Here is a 17,544-nt window from a genome sequence, read left to right on the forward strand (position 1 = left end):
TCTTATTCCTAAAATTTATTCAGCATGTAGGCAAGGTTGCTATTAGCCAGTTGCAGATCGGCATTGAGACGTGCCTGTTCCAGTTCAATCGTCAGCTCATCACTGGCAGCTCGGATATACTCATCGAGCTGATTGGTGTTGTTCTGGTAGCCTCGTTCGATGGCACGGGTTTTCTCTTTGGCCTGACGCAGCAGCGAGCCTTGGTAGCGGGCTAAACGCTGCTCGATATTGCTGCGGTCTATGAGCAATGCCGCGACTTTGGCGTTCATTTGCTGGAGCATTAAATCGCGCTGTGATTTGGCGGCTCCTAGCTGGTGCTGGGCGGAAGATAGTTTTTTATCCTGTCGCTTGTCGGTAAAGAGCGGTATATCCAGAGTCAGAAAGGCACTGACTAGATCTGAAGCCGGCTGGCCGTTCATGCCATTTGCCTGTCGGTAGCCGTACATGACTTCTATCCCGAACTGTGGCTGGTAAGCCTCGTTGGCAATATCGACGCCGGTTTCGGCGCTCTCGATCAATTGATCAACCATACGTACAGATGGATGGACAGCCAGTACTTGATAGTTATCAGATGGCGCCGTTGCTAGGTAGGTATTTAAGCTCTTCCATTGCGGATAGCTGTCGGCGGTTATTGTTGATGCCTGCTGACCTAACCATTCAGAGAGTTGGGCACGAAGCCGTTGCTGCATCTGTTCGTTGGCCTGGAGCTTTTCATCCACTAGGCTGATCTGTAATTGCGCCTGGATAATGTCCTGAGCCTGGTTGGCGCCGACCCCATAGTTGGTCCCGAGAAAGTGCTCCAGTTCGGAAAACAGGGTGCGGTTCTGGCGTAGAAGCTGATGGGCTTGTTGTAGATAGGCCAGTTCTATCCATTGAGTTGTGATGGCATTTTTAATATCCAGTTCACGTTCACCCATTTTCTCGCGCAGGCCATCTGCCTGCTGCGTACTTTGCTGTTGCTTTAGAGCCAGGGTGTCGCCGCGGCCAAACTGCTGCATCAGTCCGACAGACACATTGGTCATCGGGTCATCATCGAAGCCAAAGGTGTCAACGGGTAATCCGCCGACACCGACCTTGAGTTTGGGATCCATCCACTGGCCGGAGGCGATCCCCATATCAGTCATTGCATCGGCCTGATACTGGAGTTGTTGTTTACCGGGATCGTGTGTAATAGCCCAGTCAATGAGGCTACTTAGTTCCGGGTCTGCGCTTACCGGGTTTGCAATTGCCGGGTTTGCAATTAAAGAGGGGGCCCATGACGCAAATAGCGCCATGCCCAATACACGGGGCAGTATGCGTTTGTGCATAAATACATCCACTACAAAAAGTCAGAATTGATTCGCGAGCTAACCGGCTGCCATTGGTGATATAACACCTAAAATGGGGCTGAAAGCTGCGAGTTAGATTTGCGGTAGGTATTTATACGATCGGTGGACGGAACAGGGTTTCTGTCCGGGATACAGGATGGGCTGATATCCGTTGTGGAATATGGTGATTGCCTGTTAGGCCGGAAACAGTTTCACCACCAATAGGCAGATAATTGCTGTAAGGCTGACAGTGGGTCATATCGCAGTCAGAGCATGGCGAAGTAGTTGAATCTGGGGTAGAACAACACTCGGGCTGCGATTCTGAAAGCGAGTGGAGTGCCTGATGGCAGTCACTACCAGCATTATGAGCGCTGGTTTTAGTTGGCTGCGGGTGAGACATCAGAGATACCGAAGGTGCTGTCACCATGTTCATCTGATGAGCAGACATACCCAATACCGGCTTGGTGATCAGGCTGATCATCAAAACCAGAACTAAGGCTAGCAAATTGTATGTGCTAATGCGGTATGTCATTAAAATCATAATAACTTTATTGAAGTCTCGTTGAAAACTGTAAACCCTTCCCTAGGGGGAAGGTCAAGGTTCATTGTCGTTTGGGTATTAATTATAGACATAAAGAAAAACGCCCCGTCGTGAGAAGGGGCGTTTTTAATTAGAAAGGCTAAGACGATGTAGGCTTAGCTTGCTTCATTGGTTGTGGTAGTGGTTTCCGTAGTGTCGGCTTCAGTGGTAACCGTTGCACTTTTCACTGGTGTTGCATTTTCAGTTGTTTCTGCTGGTGCCTGCTTGGTTGCAAGCAGCTGGGCTGATAGCTTGGCTACTTCTTTTTCAAGCTGAGCGGTACGAGCTTTCTCATCGATTAGCTCGCTGCGTACTTTCTGCTGGGCAAGCATCGTTTTCTGCTCGTCACGCAGGTTGTCTTTGATGTACTGGACAAGGTTTTTACCTTGTTTGCTGATTGCCTGGTCACGCATGTCTTCAGCACCAAGAGCAAGGGTGATTTCAAGCAAAATTTTCTCGTAGCTCAATACATGGCGCTCGTAGTCTTTCTCCGGCATTGCTTTTAGTTTCTTCACTACGGTTGCAATTTGCTGAGCATGGTTGAGTGAGAACATAGCTTCATCGGCTTTGTCGATGATTTTCGCTGTCGAGCGCGGCTCTGCGGCAATGAAAGCTTCGGCAGCTGTTACTGCGGCAGCTGCACGGGCCAGTGTTTCGGGTGCATGCATGCCTACTTTTGCTGTTTTCAGGCGTTTCAGCTCTTTTTGCGCATCAGACAAGTAGATGCGAGTGACTGTTTTGACTTCCAGCGCGCGCTGCTTTCGTACTAGCTCTGGCTGGGCATTGATAGCCTTGTCGGTATCTTCGTTGGCCACATAGTCAACAAGCCTTTTCAGGTTCTGCTCAAGCTGTTTGGCTGTTTTCGGATAGTATTTCGCTGCATTGATGGTCGTTAGCTGCTCTCGGTAACCAAAGGCATCTTCTAATACAATCAACACTTCGTCACGAATGGATTCAGCCTTGTTGATGTGCGCGTTAAATTTGGCTATGCCTTCTTCAGTAGCCTGAAGGTTGGTTTTTGAGCTAAAGAAGCCGCTACTGCTGTTGGCTTCGGATGGGTCAAGCTCAAATTCGGCGTAATATTCTTTGGCCTCTGCCAGTGCTATTTTCGCATCTCGGACTTGAATTGAAGCAAACCAATCCAGATCCGCCTGATAAGAAGACTCAAGTGTTTTTTCCGCCATATCAATTGATTGCTTCACTGCATCAATTTGTATTGCCGTTTGAGACTGGTTGGTGTCCAAAGGGAGGCTAGCCGTTGAATCTGAGTCGGATGCACAGCCTGACAGTGCAATTGCTGCGGCAAGTGCAGCCACTTTAAATTCCCTCTTCATGAGATACTCCTTGGCGGTGAATTTAAAACAAAAAGTAGGTAGAGTTTTAATAATAATATACGCAGCCAGTATTCTAGATATATTTATGCGTAAATTAAATCGCATACCTCTAATATATGATTATATTTTTATTAAAATCAAAATTGGTTATTTAATTGACAGGTTAATAATTAAAATCGTCATTTTTATGACGCTTTGGGGTAGCTTGAGTATACGCCAACAGGATTTAAGAGAAGGCAGCAGCCTGAAGATCAGGCTGCGGGTGGAAATCACACTCTGCGCTCTATATATGGCTAGCAAAATAGTAAGCGCGTAGGTGTTAGAGGCTATTGGCCTTTATTTATTTTTTTTTTGAGATCTTGAGCCACAATTTCTAACGCCGATAATGCAACCTCAGGCGGTATTTCATTAGTTTCAAGTAAGTAAATAAGATCAACTGCCAGTTTAATATCTGCTGGAGCTTCCTCGAGTGATGACGGTGAATTTTCGTTTGTCATTATTACTTTCTCTCTTAATTTAGAGCTTATACTTAAAAGTGTGAATATCTACGATTCCGTTATCGCTTTAGTGTGAATTGAGCATAGCTAATTCAGCAATATTACCCTGAATGATAGACTTTTCTTGCGGCATGAACTAATTGGGCGTGCAGTTCGACCAGTTGCTGATGATCTTGCCGGTATCCGCCACCGACGACTGCGGCAATAGGTATGTCGGCTTGCCGGCAACGGTTGAGTACCAGAAGATCACGGCGGTAGATGCCATCAAGGCAAACATCAAAATAGCCCAGCTCATCATGCTGGTGGATATCGACACCGGCATCATAGATTATGAAATCAGGTTGGTGCTGGGCCAGAGCCAGATTCAGGATAGACTCAAACGTCTCCAGATACTCGCTGGTTGATGTATGTTTCGGTAATGCCAAGTCGATATCGGAAGCGGGTTTGCGTGCCGGGAAATTTTTGTCGCAGTGAACGGAGAACGTAATGATGTTGTCATCGTCGCGGAGCAGGGTGGCCGTACCGTCGCCCTGATGAACATCACAGTCGATAATCATCACTTTGTCGATATTATCGAGGGTAAGGGCGTGTCTGGCCGCAAATGCCAGATCGTTGACCAGACAAAAACCACTGCCAAAATCATGATGCGCATGGTGATAGCCACCACTGAGGTGGATACCGATCCCATACTGACTGGCCAGATCGACAGTCAATTTGGTGCCGGCGGTAGACGTTAATGTACGTTTGACCAGCTGCTGGCTCCATGGGAAACCAATACGGCGCATTTTAGCCGCGGGTAGAGCATTGCTAAACAATGCTTCAATATAATCGGGGTGATGGAGCGCTTTCAGTTCATCGACATCAATCACTTCTGGCTGGCAGAACAGGATCTCGCTCTCTTGATCGAGTTTCATTTCGTCAATCAGGAACTGATACAGGCGGCGATACTTCGAAATGGGGTAACGGTGGCCGTCCGGCAGCTCAAGCTCTGAATAGATAGGATGATAGACCAGGGGCAGCATTTGTTATCCTTTCCGTTCCCGAAGGCTAATATCTTTTTCAATTTTGGCAAGGGCCGTCCGGCAGCGTGTCAGTCTTCCTTCTAGCGTTAAAACTTCTTTTTGCAGTTTTTGCTGTTCCGTTATCGTTGTACAGCGGCTTAGCAGCATTTCCTTGTCTCTTTGCATCGCAGAAAGCCGTCGTTCCCAATCTTGGTGCTGGGCTAAATCCTGATACATTTCATGAATAGGGCGTCGCCATCCCCGGTTGCGCTTGGGCTCGTTCTTACGCACTTGCACTGTGGCAAGTTCACGCTGGATAGCCTGAATTTGAGCGACGACTTTTTCACAGATGTGCTGGGTCCGTGATGCCAGTAATTTACCGGTTTTCCGCTCGTTTCTCAGTGCGGTAATTTCACTGCGCACTTCTGTTACACAAGGGGTCAGTAGTTTACTGCGGCAGAAAAACAGCTGTTCATCAAATAAAGGGCGTTGTGCTTCCCCCCGCTTACGATCAATTTGCGCAGCGTCTTGTGCCAGTTGTTCCAGTATATCTTCTAACCGTTTAAGATCAGGCATAATCCCTTCCTGTTCTAGAACCAGGCTTGCCAGGCGAGCTTGACAGCCAGCACAATAACAACGGTGACGAACACCGGACGGATAAATTTGGCTCCAAACCGGATAGCTGAATGTGCGCCGATATAGGCCCCTAGCATTAAGCATACGCCCATTGTCAGGCCGAGTGCGAAATTAATATGACCAAGAATGGCAAAGGTGACCAGCGAGGTTAGATTGCTGGTGAAGTTCATCGCCTTGGACAGTCCGGATGCCATTAGGATATCGAGCCGATATAGCGCCATGTTGGAGACGGTCCAGAAGGCTCCGGTTCCCGGCCCGGCCACGCCATCATAAAAACCAAGCGTGGTGCCCTGGATCCATTGTTTCTTGGTCAGCTTTTTACATGGCGTAGGGAGACTGTGAGAATTTCCCTTCGGGTGCGGGTGCCAGATGGTGTAGATCGCGACGGTCAGTATGATCAGCGGCAGAACTTTTTCCAGCCAGGCAGTGCTGATGAGATCCACAACCAGAGTACCGCTGATTGCACCGATTAGGGTCGCGACAAACGACATCCGCCAAAAAGCCGGCGAGAATAACTGCTTTTTATAATACGTCCAGGCTGCGGTTGATGAAGCAAAGGTCGCTGCCAGTTTATTGGTTCCCAACGCGATATGCGGGGGCAGGCCGATTGAGAGCAGAGCGGGAACAGTCAGCATTCCTCCTCCTCCGGCGACGGCATCAATAAATCCGGCAGCTAGCGCTACAAGACCAAGTATGATGAGCATACTTGGTTCAATCATTTCTATCATTAATCGTTATTCTTGGTTTAAGTGTTGTTTAGGCGTATTCAATGACACGTTTAAAAGGCGGTAATGAATCAAGCAGTGCCTTACCGTAGCGACGGCTGATCACCCGGCGGTCGAGCAGCACGACTCTACCAGAATCCTCTTCTTTGCGCAGTAGGCGTCCTGCTGATTGGATCAGTTTTTTACTGGCCTCCGGTACCGAGATTTGCAGGAAGGGATTGCCACCCCGGCTTTCAATATACTCGGCATGAGCCTCTTCTACCGGAGAAGTCGGAACGGCGAAGGGTATCTTGGTAATAATTAAATTGGTAAGTAAGTCTCCAGGCAAATCAAGGCCTTCAGAAAAGCTGCCGGTACCGAAAAGAATGCTGGATTTACCTTTTTGGCAGTTTTCTTTATGTTTTTTTAGGGTGAGGTTTCTTGATTCCTCACCTTGTATCAATAGCTCCCACTTGTTTTTCTTCATCAGTGGTCGTAATGCTTCCGCAACCTTGTTCATCTGCCAATATGACGAGAACAGCACCAGGCTGGCCTTTTCGCCTTCGAGATATTCCGGCAGGGTTTTGATCAAGAGATCGGTGAACTTGTCGGCCTGCGGTTCAAGCGACATGGCCGGAATGACCAGACGGGCATTGTTCTGATAGTCAAACGGTGAAGCCAGTGCCAGAAAGCGTGTGCTCTCTTTCTCATAGATACCAGCCTGGCGACAGAAGTAGTCAAACTGGTTCAATGCCCTGAGGGTGGCTGACACTAAAATGGAACCGGCTGCACGGCTCCAGAGCAGCTGATCCAGCCGGTAGCCGACCTCGAGCGGGGAAACTTCAATGATATAGTCTCCTTCGCGATCGGGGTTTTTCTCTATCCAGCGGGCTAACGGGGCACCCTTGTCCTTGTTGGGTTGGGCCATCAGGGACCAGACTTTCTCCAGGTTTTCCAGCCGCTGTAAATAAAATCCGGACTCGGCAAGTGCCTGCTCTCCCAGCCTAGGAAGTATCTCGTTGTCCTTGGTTCGCTCGGCGATAAGGTCATGGATTTTTCCTAGTGACTGTAATGCCTTCTTGCTGGCTTCTTTGCAGCTTTTCGCTTCCTCTACTAGCCAACTGGGAAGTTCACCGTGTTCAAATCGATAAATGCCGTCCTGGTTAAACTGGGTTGGGTCGATGTTGGCTGCAATTTGTCTTAGAGACGGTATCAAATGGCTGATGGTTTCATTGAGGTTGGTTTGGAAACGCCCCGATTTCTTATAATCCGCAAGCTCAGCCAGTTTGCCTACAGATTGGTTGAGTTTCTCCAGCCAGTTGGCTGCACCTTTGAGGCTGGCTGCTGCCGAGGAGAAGTCTCTGGCCACTTGGGGCAGGTGATGGGCTTCATCAATGACATAAATGGTTTGTTCGGGCTCTGGCAGGATAATACCGCCGCCAAGCTCGATATCGGCCATCAGTAATGCATGGTTGGCCACTATGACATCGGCTTTTTCAAGATGTTCGCGAGCCTTGGCAAATGGGCAGCTGCGGTGCTTGGGGAGCCCGGCATGGCAACTGTGCTTGTCAGCGACGATTTGTTGCCAGACGCGATCAGGAACAGCTGTTGGCCAGCTGTCACGGTCACCGTCCCATTTCCGCGTTTCAACAGCTTTCAGCATCCGCTTCAAAAGTTCTAAATCTGACTTTTTAGGTTTTTCCTCCCAAAGCGCAACCTGTTGATCAGTATCGGTAATACAGCACGCCTCTAGCTTATGGGTACAGCAGTATCGTTGCCTGCCCTTGGCCAGGATAAAACTGAACTCTTTAGGAAAAATTTGATTAAACAGTGGCAGATCTTTGTTGATGAGCTGTTCCTGAAGCGCCACCGTTGCGGTTGAGATTAGTATTTTCTTGTTATTGAACAGGGCAAAAGGGATACCGCCCAACAGATATGACAGAGATTTACCGATCCCTGTACCGGCTTCCGCTACTAGCATACGGTGTTTGGGGTGGTATTCGCCTGCCAGTGTTTTGGCTATTTCAGCAACCAGATAATTCTGTGCGCGTCTGGGGATAAAGTTATCTAACTGGGCTCCCAGATTCTCATAGCATTGTTTGATATCACTTTTTATCTGGCTGTGTAACATAACTGAAACTTAATAAGGACAGGGATTGGCATTATAGCACGAACCTCTAAATGTGAGCGGTAACGTGTTCTGAAGAATTTTATAAAAAAAGTGGGATCTTAGTCACGAAATAAGATTGAACCTAAACTGAACGGGTTAGCTAGTTGTTTATAAACAAGGGATTAACCACTGAACGCGAGTCCGATTGGTGTTTTATCCTGTACGGTGTGATTTTTTTGCTGTTTTTAGGTTTTTTGTGTTGTTTTTTGTTTGAGGTGAAAAAATGGCAAGACCGTGTTGTGGTGCATATTGGTGATGAATAAATAGGCGGCGGCACCTGTAAGTGTCTGATTTTTAATTGTTTTGAGTTTTTTTGATGTTCTCTTTAGATGATTTGACACAGGGATAAATGTTCTGTCAGGATGAGCCCACAAGTTACTTACCTTCGGTTTTTATCTTTCTTTATGTTATGAGGGGATTAGAAGCCGGAGGAATATAAAGAAAAGGAATTCTGGAAACAGGAATTCCAGTCTAAATAAGAAAAGGCAGTGGATATCATGAAAAAGACACTTCTAGCACTATCAGTACTAGCAGCTGGTTCTGCGCAAGCAGGCGTAAACCTATATGACTCTGAAGGCGTACTTGTTGACGTTGCTGGCGCAGCTGAAGTTCAGTACTTCCAGGGTTATTCAGCGAATAGCGATGCAGCATTCCGCCTAGATGATGGCGATCTAGCGTTCAGCACTACCGTTCCTGTATCAAACAACTTGAATGCAGTTGCAGCTATGGCCTTCAACTTTGAAGATAAGAAAAGTGACGAAGGTACAGTTAAGAATGACGAACTTTGGGTTGGTTTCCAAGGTGATTTCGGTACAGTTACTTTCGGTCGCCAGTACCTAATTGCTGATGATTCTGGCATCGGTAAAGACATCGAACTAGGCGGTGACGGTCTAGATTTTGTTCAGGCACAAGGCGAGCAAACACTTAAGTACGTGTTCGACAATGGTCAGTTCTACGCTGGTGTTTCTGCTCTACTGAAAGAAACGAACCCAACTCCAGATGCTGATGAAACTACTGTTATTGACGGTCGTCTAGGTGCGCGCTTCGGTGATTTGGACGCACGTGTATACCTATACTCAGGTGAAGACGTAAATGCTTCAACGATCACTTTCTTCAGCAACCTAACAGGTAACGTTGACATTGATGGCTTCAACCTAGAAGGTGAGTACATCATGGGCGCATTTGCTTTCGCAGCATCTTACGGCCAGGTTGAGTACGAAGATTCAGCTAACACTATCGGCAAAATCGAAGCTGATACTGCTGCGCTAGCTGGTTCTTATACTATGGATAAGACCACATTTGCTCTTGGTTACACTTACCTAGATGCAGACCTAAGCCTAAAAGCTGGTTCTAACTCAAGCGACGACGCAAACACTTTCTACGCGAACGTAACTCAGCAGCTTCACTCTAACGTGAAAGTATACGGTGAAATCGGTACTACTGATGTTGACGATTCAGAGTTCGGTTACGTAGCTGGTATGGAAGTTTCTTTCTAAGATTGATTATTTCTTAGAATTCTTCTTGAAAAAGCCGCCTTTAATGGGCGGCTTTTTGCTATCTTATCGCTATCGAGAAACTTGGTATAAATTCAAGGGTTGAAATGAAGAAGTTAATTGGATTATCGCTAGTGTTGCTTTCTGGCGGGTTGCAGGCTGCGACGGTATCAAGCAGTAAGAATGTCGAGTTACTTGTTGTCGATGGCAAAAAAGTGCAGTCATCTTTTTGGTCACCGAGTGAATCGGTTGAACTTCAGCCAGGCAGGCACCAGATTGTGGTTCGTTTTGATGGTGAGCTGAAAAATGGCTCCAAAAAGACAATGTATACGACTCGTCCATACTTGTTTGAGATGGATGTGCCAGATGATGATGTGACGATCACCTTACCTCGTTTGACGACGCTTTCGCAGGCGAAAGCGCATTTTAACCGTGGCGTACAGTGGCAGCTTGAGTCAAGTGACGGCTCAACATCTTTATTGTCATATGTTGAGTTAGAGGGGAAGGGTTTCGGGGCATTTAAGAATATGGAAGAACTGGTGGCAGACTATAACCGCCAGCATGGGATCACTTTTGAGCAAGGCTACGCCGTCAATCTTGAACAAGCCGCTGTTGAAGTGAGTGAACAGGGCGAAGTGATGATCTCAGGCGATGCTTTGGCACAGTTGAAACTCTGGTATGTCAAGGCAAGTGCAGAAGAAAAAGCTGCCTTTTACCAGTGGGCAAAAGCACAAGATGCGCAGTGATCGATAATTGTTTATCGCAAGCTAATGTAACGTATAGCTAGCTAAGCTGATTGCGGGATGCTGGGCCAGCCGCCAATGGTGGCTGTTATGTTCTATCCCGCCAATTTACGTTACTTATCATGGTGATAGCGGCTATGGGCGCGGCATGAATGACATCGCGGCTGAGCCGGGTCGGCCTGAAGCTCTTCACGTTCAATTTCTTCCTCACAGTCCACGCACAGCCCATACATGCCAAGTTTGATTGAGCAGACGGCGGCATCGACTTTTTCCATTTTCATCGCCAAATCAAACAGGTTTGGAATGAATGAGGATTTTGCCATCACGATGAGCTCATTGAGATCGGCCTGCTCAATGGCTGTTGCCGAAGGGACAAGAGTATTTAGCAGCATTTCATGCTTAAGCTCTTTGGCTAACTGAGTATGTTCCTGCTCCAAATGCTCTTTTAGCTGTTGGTAAGTACGCTCTGACGTTGTCATATCTCGGTATTATGTTTATAAGTGATAAATTTAGTCTAAGACGGTTTGATAGTTTGATTGTGATTTGAATCAAACCTTTATAGAGTAATGGGCAGAATAACCATAAATTCCATCGGTTTTTGTCGCTTTCATGATCCGCTATAGTGATTTTCGCTCAAGATCGGCAGCCAAAGAAGCTGCTGACAATAAGCAAGTCAGCTATATATACTCAATAAAGGAAGCGTACCATGGAACACGGTTTTAAAGACCCGTATAGTTTTAAATATTTTGTTGGTTTTCTCGTTGCACTGGCACTGCCAACACTACCGGCAAGTTTAACCTGGTTGGGAATACTGAGCCTATAGTATCAGCGACTGATACCTGGGTTGGTATTCTATCCCGACCGGTAAGGAAGGGGAGATGAAAAACATCATTAAACGAGCCATCTTGTTAAGTGTTGGCTGGTTGTGTGTTGTTCTCGGTGTCTTGGGCATTTTTCTGCCTTTGCTGCCGACGACCCCTTTTTTGCTGCTGGCCAGCGCCTGTTTCATGCGTGGCTCGCCCCGCCTCAGCCGCTGGCTTCATCAACATCCGCACTTCGGCCCGGTTCTGCAAAACTGGCATGATAACAGAGCGGTCTCAAGAACGGTCAAGCGTCGGGCAAATATCACCATAGTGCTCAGTTTTTCCCTGTCTGTTTATCTGGTGCCCTTGCTATGGCATAAAGTGATGCTGATGGGGATGGCTACCCTGTTGCTGGTTTGGTTCAACCGGTTGCCGGTGGTAGATAACTCACGCTTTTCAAACGCACCTGTAGGTAATAAGTAAGTCGTTGCTTACGAGTCCGGCAAGATGTAAACGATATCTATTGATTCATGACAAAGAACCCTTGGTATTAGTTGCTCCCGCCTGTGAAAATCAATACTATTTGCTCCGGAATTTATTTGCCTGCTGCCGAGGTTTGTCCCTGCGCCAGGCTTTTTAACAAGCGCTACAGCACTTGCGTAAGATGGTGCACGGAAAACGATTATGACTCAAGAAAAACTAGCTTTGATCAAGCGTAGCATTAAATCTATCCCGGACTACCCGAAGCCAGGTATTTTGTTCCGAGATATTACCAGCCTGATGGAAGACCCTGCAGCTTATAGCGCAACGATGCAAGTGCTGATCGAGCAATACAAAAACAAAGGTATTACGAAAGTAATCGGTACCGAGGCGCGCGGCTTTTTGTTTGGTGCCCCGCTGGCACTCGAGCTGGGCGTTGGTTTTGTGCCGGTTCGTAAGCCTGGCAAACTGCCTCGTGAGGTGATCGGTGAAAGCTATGAGCTTGAATACGGTCAGGACACGCTAGAGATCCATGTCGATGCGATCAGCGAAGGCGATAAGGTACTGTTGGTTGATGATTTGCTGGCTACCGGCGGCACCATTGAAGCGACAACTAAACTGGTTCGCCGTTTGGGCGGTGTGGTTGAAGATGCCGCGTTTGTGATTAATCTGCCAGAGCTGGGTGGCGCAGAGCGTCTGGAAGGCATTGGCCTTAACGTATACAGCATCTGTGACTTCGACGGTCACTAATCCCTGTAGCCAGTATCTATCTGGCTAATCATTGGGCGCTCGCCGTGGCGCCCTCTCGCTCAAAAATCCTCCCTGTGCTAGCATTGAGTTCTTGATTCTGTAAGGTTAGTAAACATGAGTTATCAGGTTCTGGCACGGAAATGGCGACCACATCAATTTGAGGATGTTGTCGGCCAGTCCCATGTCCTGACGGCGTTGGCCAATGCACTTGCCCACAACCGTCTTCACCACGCCTATTTGTTCAGCGGCACACGCGGAGTGGGTAAAACAACCATTGCCCGTATTTTTGCCAAAGGGCTGAACTGTGAGCAGGGGGTGACATCCACGCCATGCGGTCAGTGCGAGACCTGCCGCGAGATCGACGAAGGCCGCTTTGTCGACTTGCTGGAAATCGATGCGGCATCACGGACCAAAGTCGAAGACACCCGTGAACTGCTTGATAACGTTCAGTACAAACCTGCCCGTGGTCGTTTTAAGGTTTATCTGATTGACGAAGTGCACATGCTCTCTCGTCACAGCTTTAATGCATTACTGAAAACCCTTGAAGAGCCGCCGGAATATGTCAAGTTTATCCTGGCCACGACGGATCCCCAGAAGCTGCCGGTGACGATTCTGTCACGCTGCCTGCAGTTTCACCTGAAACATCTGGATAATGCCCAAATTCAGTCTCAGCTGGAAAAGGTGCTGACAGAAGAGCAGGTGGAGCATGAGCTTAGAGCCTTGAGCTTGCTGGCCCGAGCTGCAGAAGGCAGTATGCGTGATGCCCTCAGCCTTACCGATCAGGCGATAGCCCTGGGTAATGGTCAGGTTCAGGCCGAGTCCGTTTCGGCTATGCTGGGAACCTTGAATACCGAGCAGGCGCTGTATCTGCTCGAAGCTATGGCACAGGGTGAAGCACAACCTGCTATGGCATGCCTCGAAGAGCTTGCGGGTGTCGGTGTCGAGTGGGATAGCCTGTTAAGCGAGCTTGCCGCTCAGCTACACCGTGTTGCTATGTATCAGGCACTGCCAGCGTCGCTGGATGATAGCGCGCCTGATGCCGAGCGTGTTATTGCGCTGAGCAAACATGTATCACCGCAGGAAGTGCAACTGTGCTATCAGATTGCCTTGCAGGGTCGCCAGGATCTGGCCTATGCCCCGGACGGTCGTACGGGACTGGAGATGGTGCTGTTGAGAATGCTGGCTTTCCGACCGCTTTCAGGTCAGGGGAATAGCGCTCAGCCGATTCATGTGCCAACCACAGAACCCGTTACGCAGCCCCAGAACAAAGCGCCACAAGGTCAGCAGGGGATGCAACGGGTACAGGCCCTGAAAGCGCAGATGAGCGGTGGGCAATCTCATACGCCGGTGCAGCCTCAGCCAGTAGCTCCGGTCCAGCAGTCGCCACAGCGTAATGTTGTACAGCCAGCGCCGCAAGAGCAGGCTCCATCATATCCGCAGGATAGCTATCCCCAGGGTGGGAATCTGCACGGCAGCCCGATGCAGAACAGCCAGCCACAGGGACATTATCCGCAGCAAGGTAATTATCCGTCGTCTGCGCCTGTGTCCCAGCAGGCTCCTCAGGGTTATGAAGCAGCGATGCAAGGTTCTGGGCAAGAATCTCGGCAAGAGCCGCGGCAGTCTTCATCTCTGGCTTCGCAGCAGCCAGAAGCAGCACAGTCTCCGGCCCAGCCGTCATCGGCAGCAACAGGGTTGCTGGCGGCAAGGAACAAGCTGAGAAGCAAGAGCAAGCGAGGCCATGAGGATCTTCCTGCTGCAAAAAAGACTGAATCGGCGCCAGCTAAAAAAGTCGCAACCAATGTGCTAGACCGAATTGCTACCAAGCACAAGGGTCAGCCAGCTCCGTCTGTCGGAGCATCCGCGATGCCAGCGCCGGGAGCTGCCGAGAAACCGGTGAGCAAGTCGGATGAAGAATACCGGTGGAAGCCAATGGCTCAGCCAGAGCCAGAAGCGGTAAAGCAGGAAGTGGCACCTGCCACCCTAAAGCGCGCGTTAGAGCATGAAAAAACGCCAGAGATGGCGAAATTGCTTGTCAAAGAAGCGGCAAATCAGGATAGTTGGTCAGATTTAGTGACTAAGCTAAATGTAGGGCGAATGGTCCAGCAATTGGCATTAAATTCAGCGTTTGAGCAACATGATCAACAAGTGACTTTGTTCTTACGCCAGTCTCAACGACATTTAGATAGCCCTAAGGCCAGAGAGCAGTTGGCGCAGGCTATCGGTGAATTGCTTGGTATGGAAATCGAATTATCGATTGAGCTCGGTGAGAAAGGGTGTTCGCCGCTAGAGTGGCGAGAAGGGCTCTATCATCAGAAGCTTGATCAGGCAAAGCAAAGTTTAATGAGTGATCCTAATGTGAACTTTATCTGCCAGCGCTTTGCTGCTGTACTTGATGAAGAGAGTATTAGGCCGCTGTAATACAGTCAGTTTGTATTACGATATAGCAAAATGAATTTCAACCAGACCAATAGAGAGAGAGTATATGTTTGGTAAAGGTGGTATGGGCAACATGATGAAGCAGGCGCAGCAAATGCAAGAGCGCATGCAAAAGATGCAAGAAGAAATTGCAAACATGGAAGTCACTGGCGAGTCTGGTGCTGGCCTGGTAAAAGTGACACTGACTGGTAGCCACAGTGTACGTCGTGTTGAGCTGGATGATAGCTTGATGGAAGACGATAAAGATATGTTGGAAGATTTGATCGCTGCAGCATTTAACGATGCAGCGCGCCGCATCGAAGAAGCGCAGAAAGAGAAAATGGCAAGCGTAACAGGTGGTATGAACCTACCTGCTGGCTTCAAGATGCCATTCTAATCAATGCGCACCAGTCAATTACTGGAACAACTGATGGAGGCCTTGCGTTGTCTGCCTGGGGTTGGCCCCAAGTCGGCTCAGCGTATGGCCTTCAGTTTGTTGCAGCGTAATCGCCAGGGCGGTTTGCAACTGGCTGATGCCCTGAGTAAGGCGATGACCGAAATTGGTCACTGCCAGAGCTGTCGTACCTTTACGGAAGAGGATGTGTGCGCGATTTGTGCCAACCCTCGTCGTCAGGAGAACGGGCAGATCTGCGTGGTTGAAAGCCCGGCGGATATTGTTGCCGTTGAATCAACGGGGCAGTTTTCGGGGCGTTATTTCGTGCTGATGGGGCACTTATCCCCGCTTGACGGTATCGGTCCGTCAGATATTGGCCTCGATACCTTGGAATTTCGCTTGCAGAACGAGCAGATATCAGAGCTTATTCTAGCGACGAATCCGACGGTTGAGGGCGAGGCAACGGCGCACTATATTGCCGAGCTGTGCAGTGAGTACTCGATCCCAGCTACCCGTATTGCACACGGTGTACCGGTCGGCGGCGAACTAGAACTTGTTGACGGGACGACATTGTCACACTCCATTGCCGGACGACATAAGCTCTATTAGTCGGTTTGGCTGATTTGATAATCATCTGAATTTGATAAATACCAACTTACAGGCTAAATCTGGAGTTGGTATTTTTTTATCTGTTATCTAGCCTTAGGTTATTATTTACCAGTGAATCTGCTATTGAAATTTAAAGAGTTATAACTTTGTTAGTTTATTCTCTGTTGAATGACATCCAATGTTTATTTATTCACCCAATAAATACCTATCAAGTTATTATTTAGGCGCTTATTTGCGTATTTGGCATAAAGCCGGGCAAATTAGCGTCTAAATGTTATGTTTTTAGCTGGTTCAGTAATTTATAGTCGCTTTTAGTTTTTACCTAAACTTATTTTCTAACTACATCTAGATAAATAATTTTTAAGGCTGTTTTTCTTCATAACACTCTGATTTTCGGTATTTAATATTGTCATCTCGGACAGAACAGAAATGCCATGGAAGTTACCTGAATGCACCAGGCTATTACGGTTAAGCGTAATGAGTGCTCTCGGGTAGCGAAGGCAAGGGATCAAAATATAAATACCATCACCTGACATATAGCAAATGGGCGTATGCAGGTTTTTAGGAGTTGGACATGAAAAAGACAGTTGTAGCAACAGTTATTGGTTCTGTTGTTGCTAGCGCATCAGCAATGGCAGCAGAAGTCTATAAAACAGATGAGCTTTCAGTTAATGCCTACGGTAACCTGCGTGCACGTTATGAGACAACTGATAACGGTCATATGGGGGCGGACAGTACGTTTACCGGTGAGGGGACGGAGCTTGGTCTGGGGATCACTTACTTCCTGGACAATAACATGTATGTCAACGGCGATGTCATGTATGAAATGAATATTATCCCGGAAGACGGTGACGGAAATGATGATGATAATTTCCTGAAATTCGGCTCGGTGGCGATTGGCGGTGACTTCGGTGAGTTCCGTATCGGTCGTATGTCGGCAGTTCAGGATACCTTGGCCGGTCAGTATGATATCACCTGGGAATATGGCGGAACGGCAAACATCAAAGAGGATGCGTTTGCGACCGATCGTCTTACCAATGGTATTCAGTACAAGATTGATGTTAACAGCCTGAGCATCATGGCGCAGTATCATACCGGTGATGAAGGGGTCGATGCGAACGGTGTGGCAGACCCGGATCTGGGTGAACTTGGTATCGACCAGGCGTATGCCTTGGGTGTGGCCTGGGCTTCTGACTTCGGCCTTGGCTTATCGGCTACCTATACCTACTCAGAGCGCACCGAGAAGGATGTGACCTACGGCGGTGATGACGATACTTCCTGGACGCTGAACGCCACGTATGCCTACCAGGCGCTGTCACTGGCTGCAATGTACTCTGATTACGACTTCGCCGGTGAGGAGAGAACAGGTATCGGTGCAATGGCTCGCTACGATCTGCCTGTCGGTGTCGGTTTGTACGGTGTCTACGATTATGTCGATTACGATACCCAGGACGATAAGCTAAACCAGTTCACCATTGGTGCTGACTACTGGCTAAATGACAGTGTTGTCTCGTACGCAGAATATGCCGATCAGAGCTTTGACGAAGAAGTCGCCGGCAGCGATGACAGTGCATTCACGATTGGTATGAGAGTGTACTTCTAAGCTGTAATTTGAAAGGAATGTTCAT

Annotated in this window: 17 protein-coding genes; 8 read left to right on the forward strand and 9 right to left on the reverse strand. The window is 48.3% G+C overall.

The genetic code is table 11. The features are described 5' to 3' along the window. Positions 1–8 precede the first annotated feature (8 nt). From L4D19_RS08215 to dinG, 8 genes are all read right to left on the reverse strand, one after another. Entirely contained in the window at positions 9–1,307 is a 1,299-nt protein-coding gene (locus L4D19_RS08215; protein ID WP_428452069.1) for a TolC family protein, read from the reverse strand. A gap of 112 nt (positions 1,308–1,419) precedes the next feature. Then, positions 1,420–1,839 carry a hypothetical protein gene (locus tag L4D19_RS08220; protein WP_428452070.1) on the reverse strand — a complete coding sequence of 140 codons (420 nt, stop codon included), beginning with the start codon at positions 1,837–1,839 and terminating at the stop codon, positions 1,420–1,422. Between the two features lie 164 nt (positions 1,840–2,003). Further along, a complete protein-coding gene (locus L4D19_RS08225) occupies positions 2,004–3,221 on the reverse strand; it encodes a hypothetical protein (protein ID WP_428452071.1) in 1,218 nt (405 codons plus the stop codon). A 326-nt stretch (positions 3,222–3,547) separates the two neighbouring features. Next, positions 3,548–3,718, reverse strand: coding sequence for a pleiotropic regulatory protein RsmS (gene rsmS, locus L4D19_RS08230; protein ID WP_428452072.1), 171 nt, complete (start codon positions 3,716–3,718; stop codon positions 3,548–3,550). Between the two features lie 101 nt (positions 3,719–3,819). Continuing rightward, entirely contained in the window at positions 3,820–4,740 is a 921-nt protein-coding gene (locus L4D19_RS08235) for a histone deacetylase family protein (RefSeq protein ID WP_428452073.1), read from the reverse strand. Between the two features lie 3 nt (positions 4,741–4,743). Continuing rightward, on the reverse strand, positions 4,744–5,295 hold the full coding sequence (locus tag L4D19_RS08240; RefSeq protein WP_428452074.1) for a primosomal replication protein: 552 nt from the start codon (positions 5,293–5,295) through the stop codon (positions 4,744–4,746). Between the two features lie 14 nt (positions 5,296–5,309). Continuing rightward, the gene (locus L4D19_RS08245; protein WP_428452075.1) at positions 5,310–6,083 is read right to left on the reverse strand and encodes a sulfite exporter TauE/SafE family protein; all 774 of its coding nucleotides are present in this window, start codon (positions 6,081–6,083) and stop codon (positions 5,310–5,312) included. A 28-nt stretch (positions 6,084–6,111) separates the two neighbouring features. Then, a complete protein-coding gene (dinG, locus tag L4D19_RS08250; protein ID WP_428452076.1) occupies positions 6,112–8,190 on the reverse strand; it encodes an ATP-dependent DNA helicase DinG in 2,079 nt (692 codons plus the stop codon). A gap of 536 nt (positions 8,191–8,726) precedes the next feature. Between dinG and L4D19_RS08255 the strand changes: the two genes are divergently transcribed. Together L4D19_RS08255 and L4D19_RS08260 are read left to right on the forward strand one after the other, a co-directional pair. After that, positions 8,727–9,725, forward strand: coding sequence for a porin (locus L4D19_RS08255; RefSeq protein ID WP_428452077.1), 999 nt, complete (start codon positions 8,727–8,729; stop codon positions 9,723–9,725). Between the two features lie 104 nt (positions 9,726–9,829). Beyond that, a complete protein-coding gene (locus tag L4D19_RS08260; RefSeq protein WP_428452078.1) occupies positions 9,830–10,468 on the forward strand; it encodes a YccT family protein in 639 nt (212 codons plus the stop codon). A gap of 110 nt (positions 10,469–10,578) precedes the next feature. On the opposite strand, the gene L4D19_RS08265 is transcribed toward L4D19_RS08260, so the two are convergent. After that, positions 10,579–10,944: a conjugal transfer protein TraR gene (locus L4D19_RS08265; protein ID WP_428452079.1), complete on the reverse strand. Its 366-nt coding sequence runs from the start codon at positions 10,942–10,944 to the stop codon at positions 10,579–10,581. A gap of 399 nt (positions 10,945–11,343) precedes the next feature. Between L4D19_RS08265 and L4D19_RS08270 the strand changes: the two genes are divergently transcribed. From L4D19_RS08270 to L4D19_RS08295, 6 genes are all read left to right on the forward strand, one after another. Beyond that, complete coding sequence (locus L4D19_RS08270; protein WP_428452080.1) at positions 11,344–11,751, forward strand: YbaN family protein; 408 nt, start codon at positions 11,344–11,346, stop codon at positions 11,749–11,751. A gap of 201 nt (positions 11,752–11,952) precedes the next feature. Next, complete coding sequence (gene apt / locus L4D19_RS08275; RefSeq protein WP_075768269.1) at positions 11,953–12,498, forward strand: adenine phosphoribosyltransferase; 546 nt, start codon at positions 11,953–11,955, stop codon at positions 12,496–12,498. A 114-nt stretch (positions 12,499–12,612) separates the two neighbouring features. After that, positions 12,613–14,916, forward strand: a complete 2,304-nt coding sequence (dnaX, locus tag L4D19_RS08280; RefSeq protein WP_428452081.1) for a DNA polymerase III subunit gamma/tau — start codon at positions 12,613–12,615, stop codon at positions 14,914–14,916. A 64-nt stretch (positions 14,917–14,980) separates the two neighbouring features. Then, complete coding sequence (locus tag L4D19_RS08285) at positions 14,981–15,310, forward strand: YbaB/EbfC family nucleoid-associated protein (RefSeq protein WP_160650537.1); 330 nt, start codon at positions 14,981–14,983, stop codon at positions 15,308–15,310. Between the two features lie 3 nt (positions 15,311–15,313). After that, on the forward strand, positions 15,314–15,916 hold the full coding sequence (gene recR / locus L4D19_RS08290; protein WP_075768272.1) for a recombination mediator RecR: 603 nt from the start codon (positions 15,314–15,316) through the stop codon (positions 15,914–15,916). Positions 15,917–16,490: 574 nt separating this feature from the next. After that, a complete protein-coding gene (locus L4D19_RS08295) occupies positions 16,491–17,519 on the forward strand; it encodes a porin (RefSeq protein ID WP_428452082.1) in 1,029 nt (342 codons plus the stop codon). The last annotated feature ends 25 nt before the right edge of the window (positions 17,520–17,544 follow it).

It is taken from the genome of Photobacterium kasasachensis, from assembly GCF_050336885.1.
GTDB classification, from domain to species: domain Bacteria; phylum Pseudomonadota; class Gammaproteobacteria; order Enterobacterales; family Vibrionaceae; genus Photobacterium; species Photobacterium kasasachensis.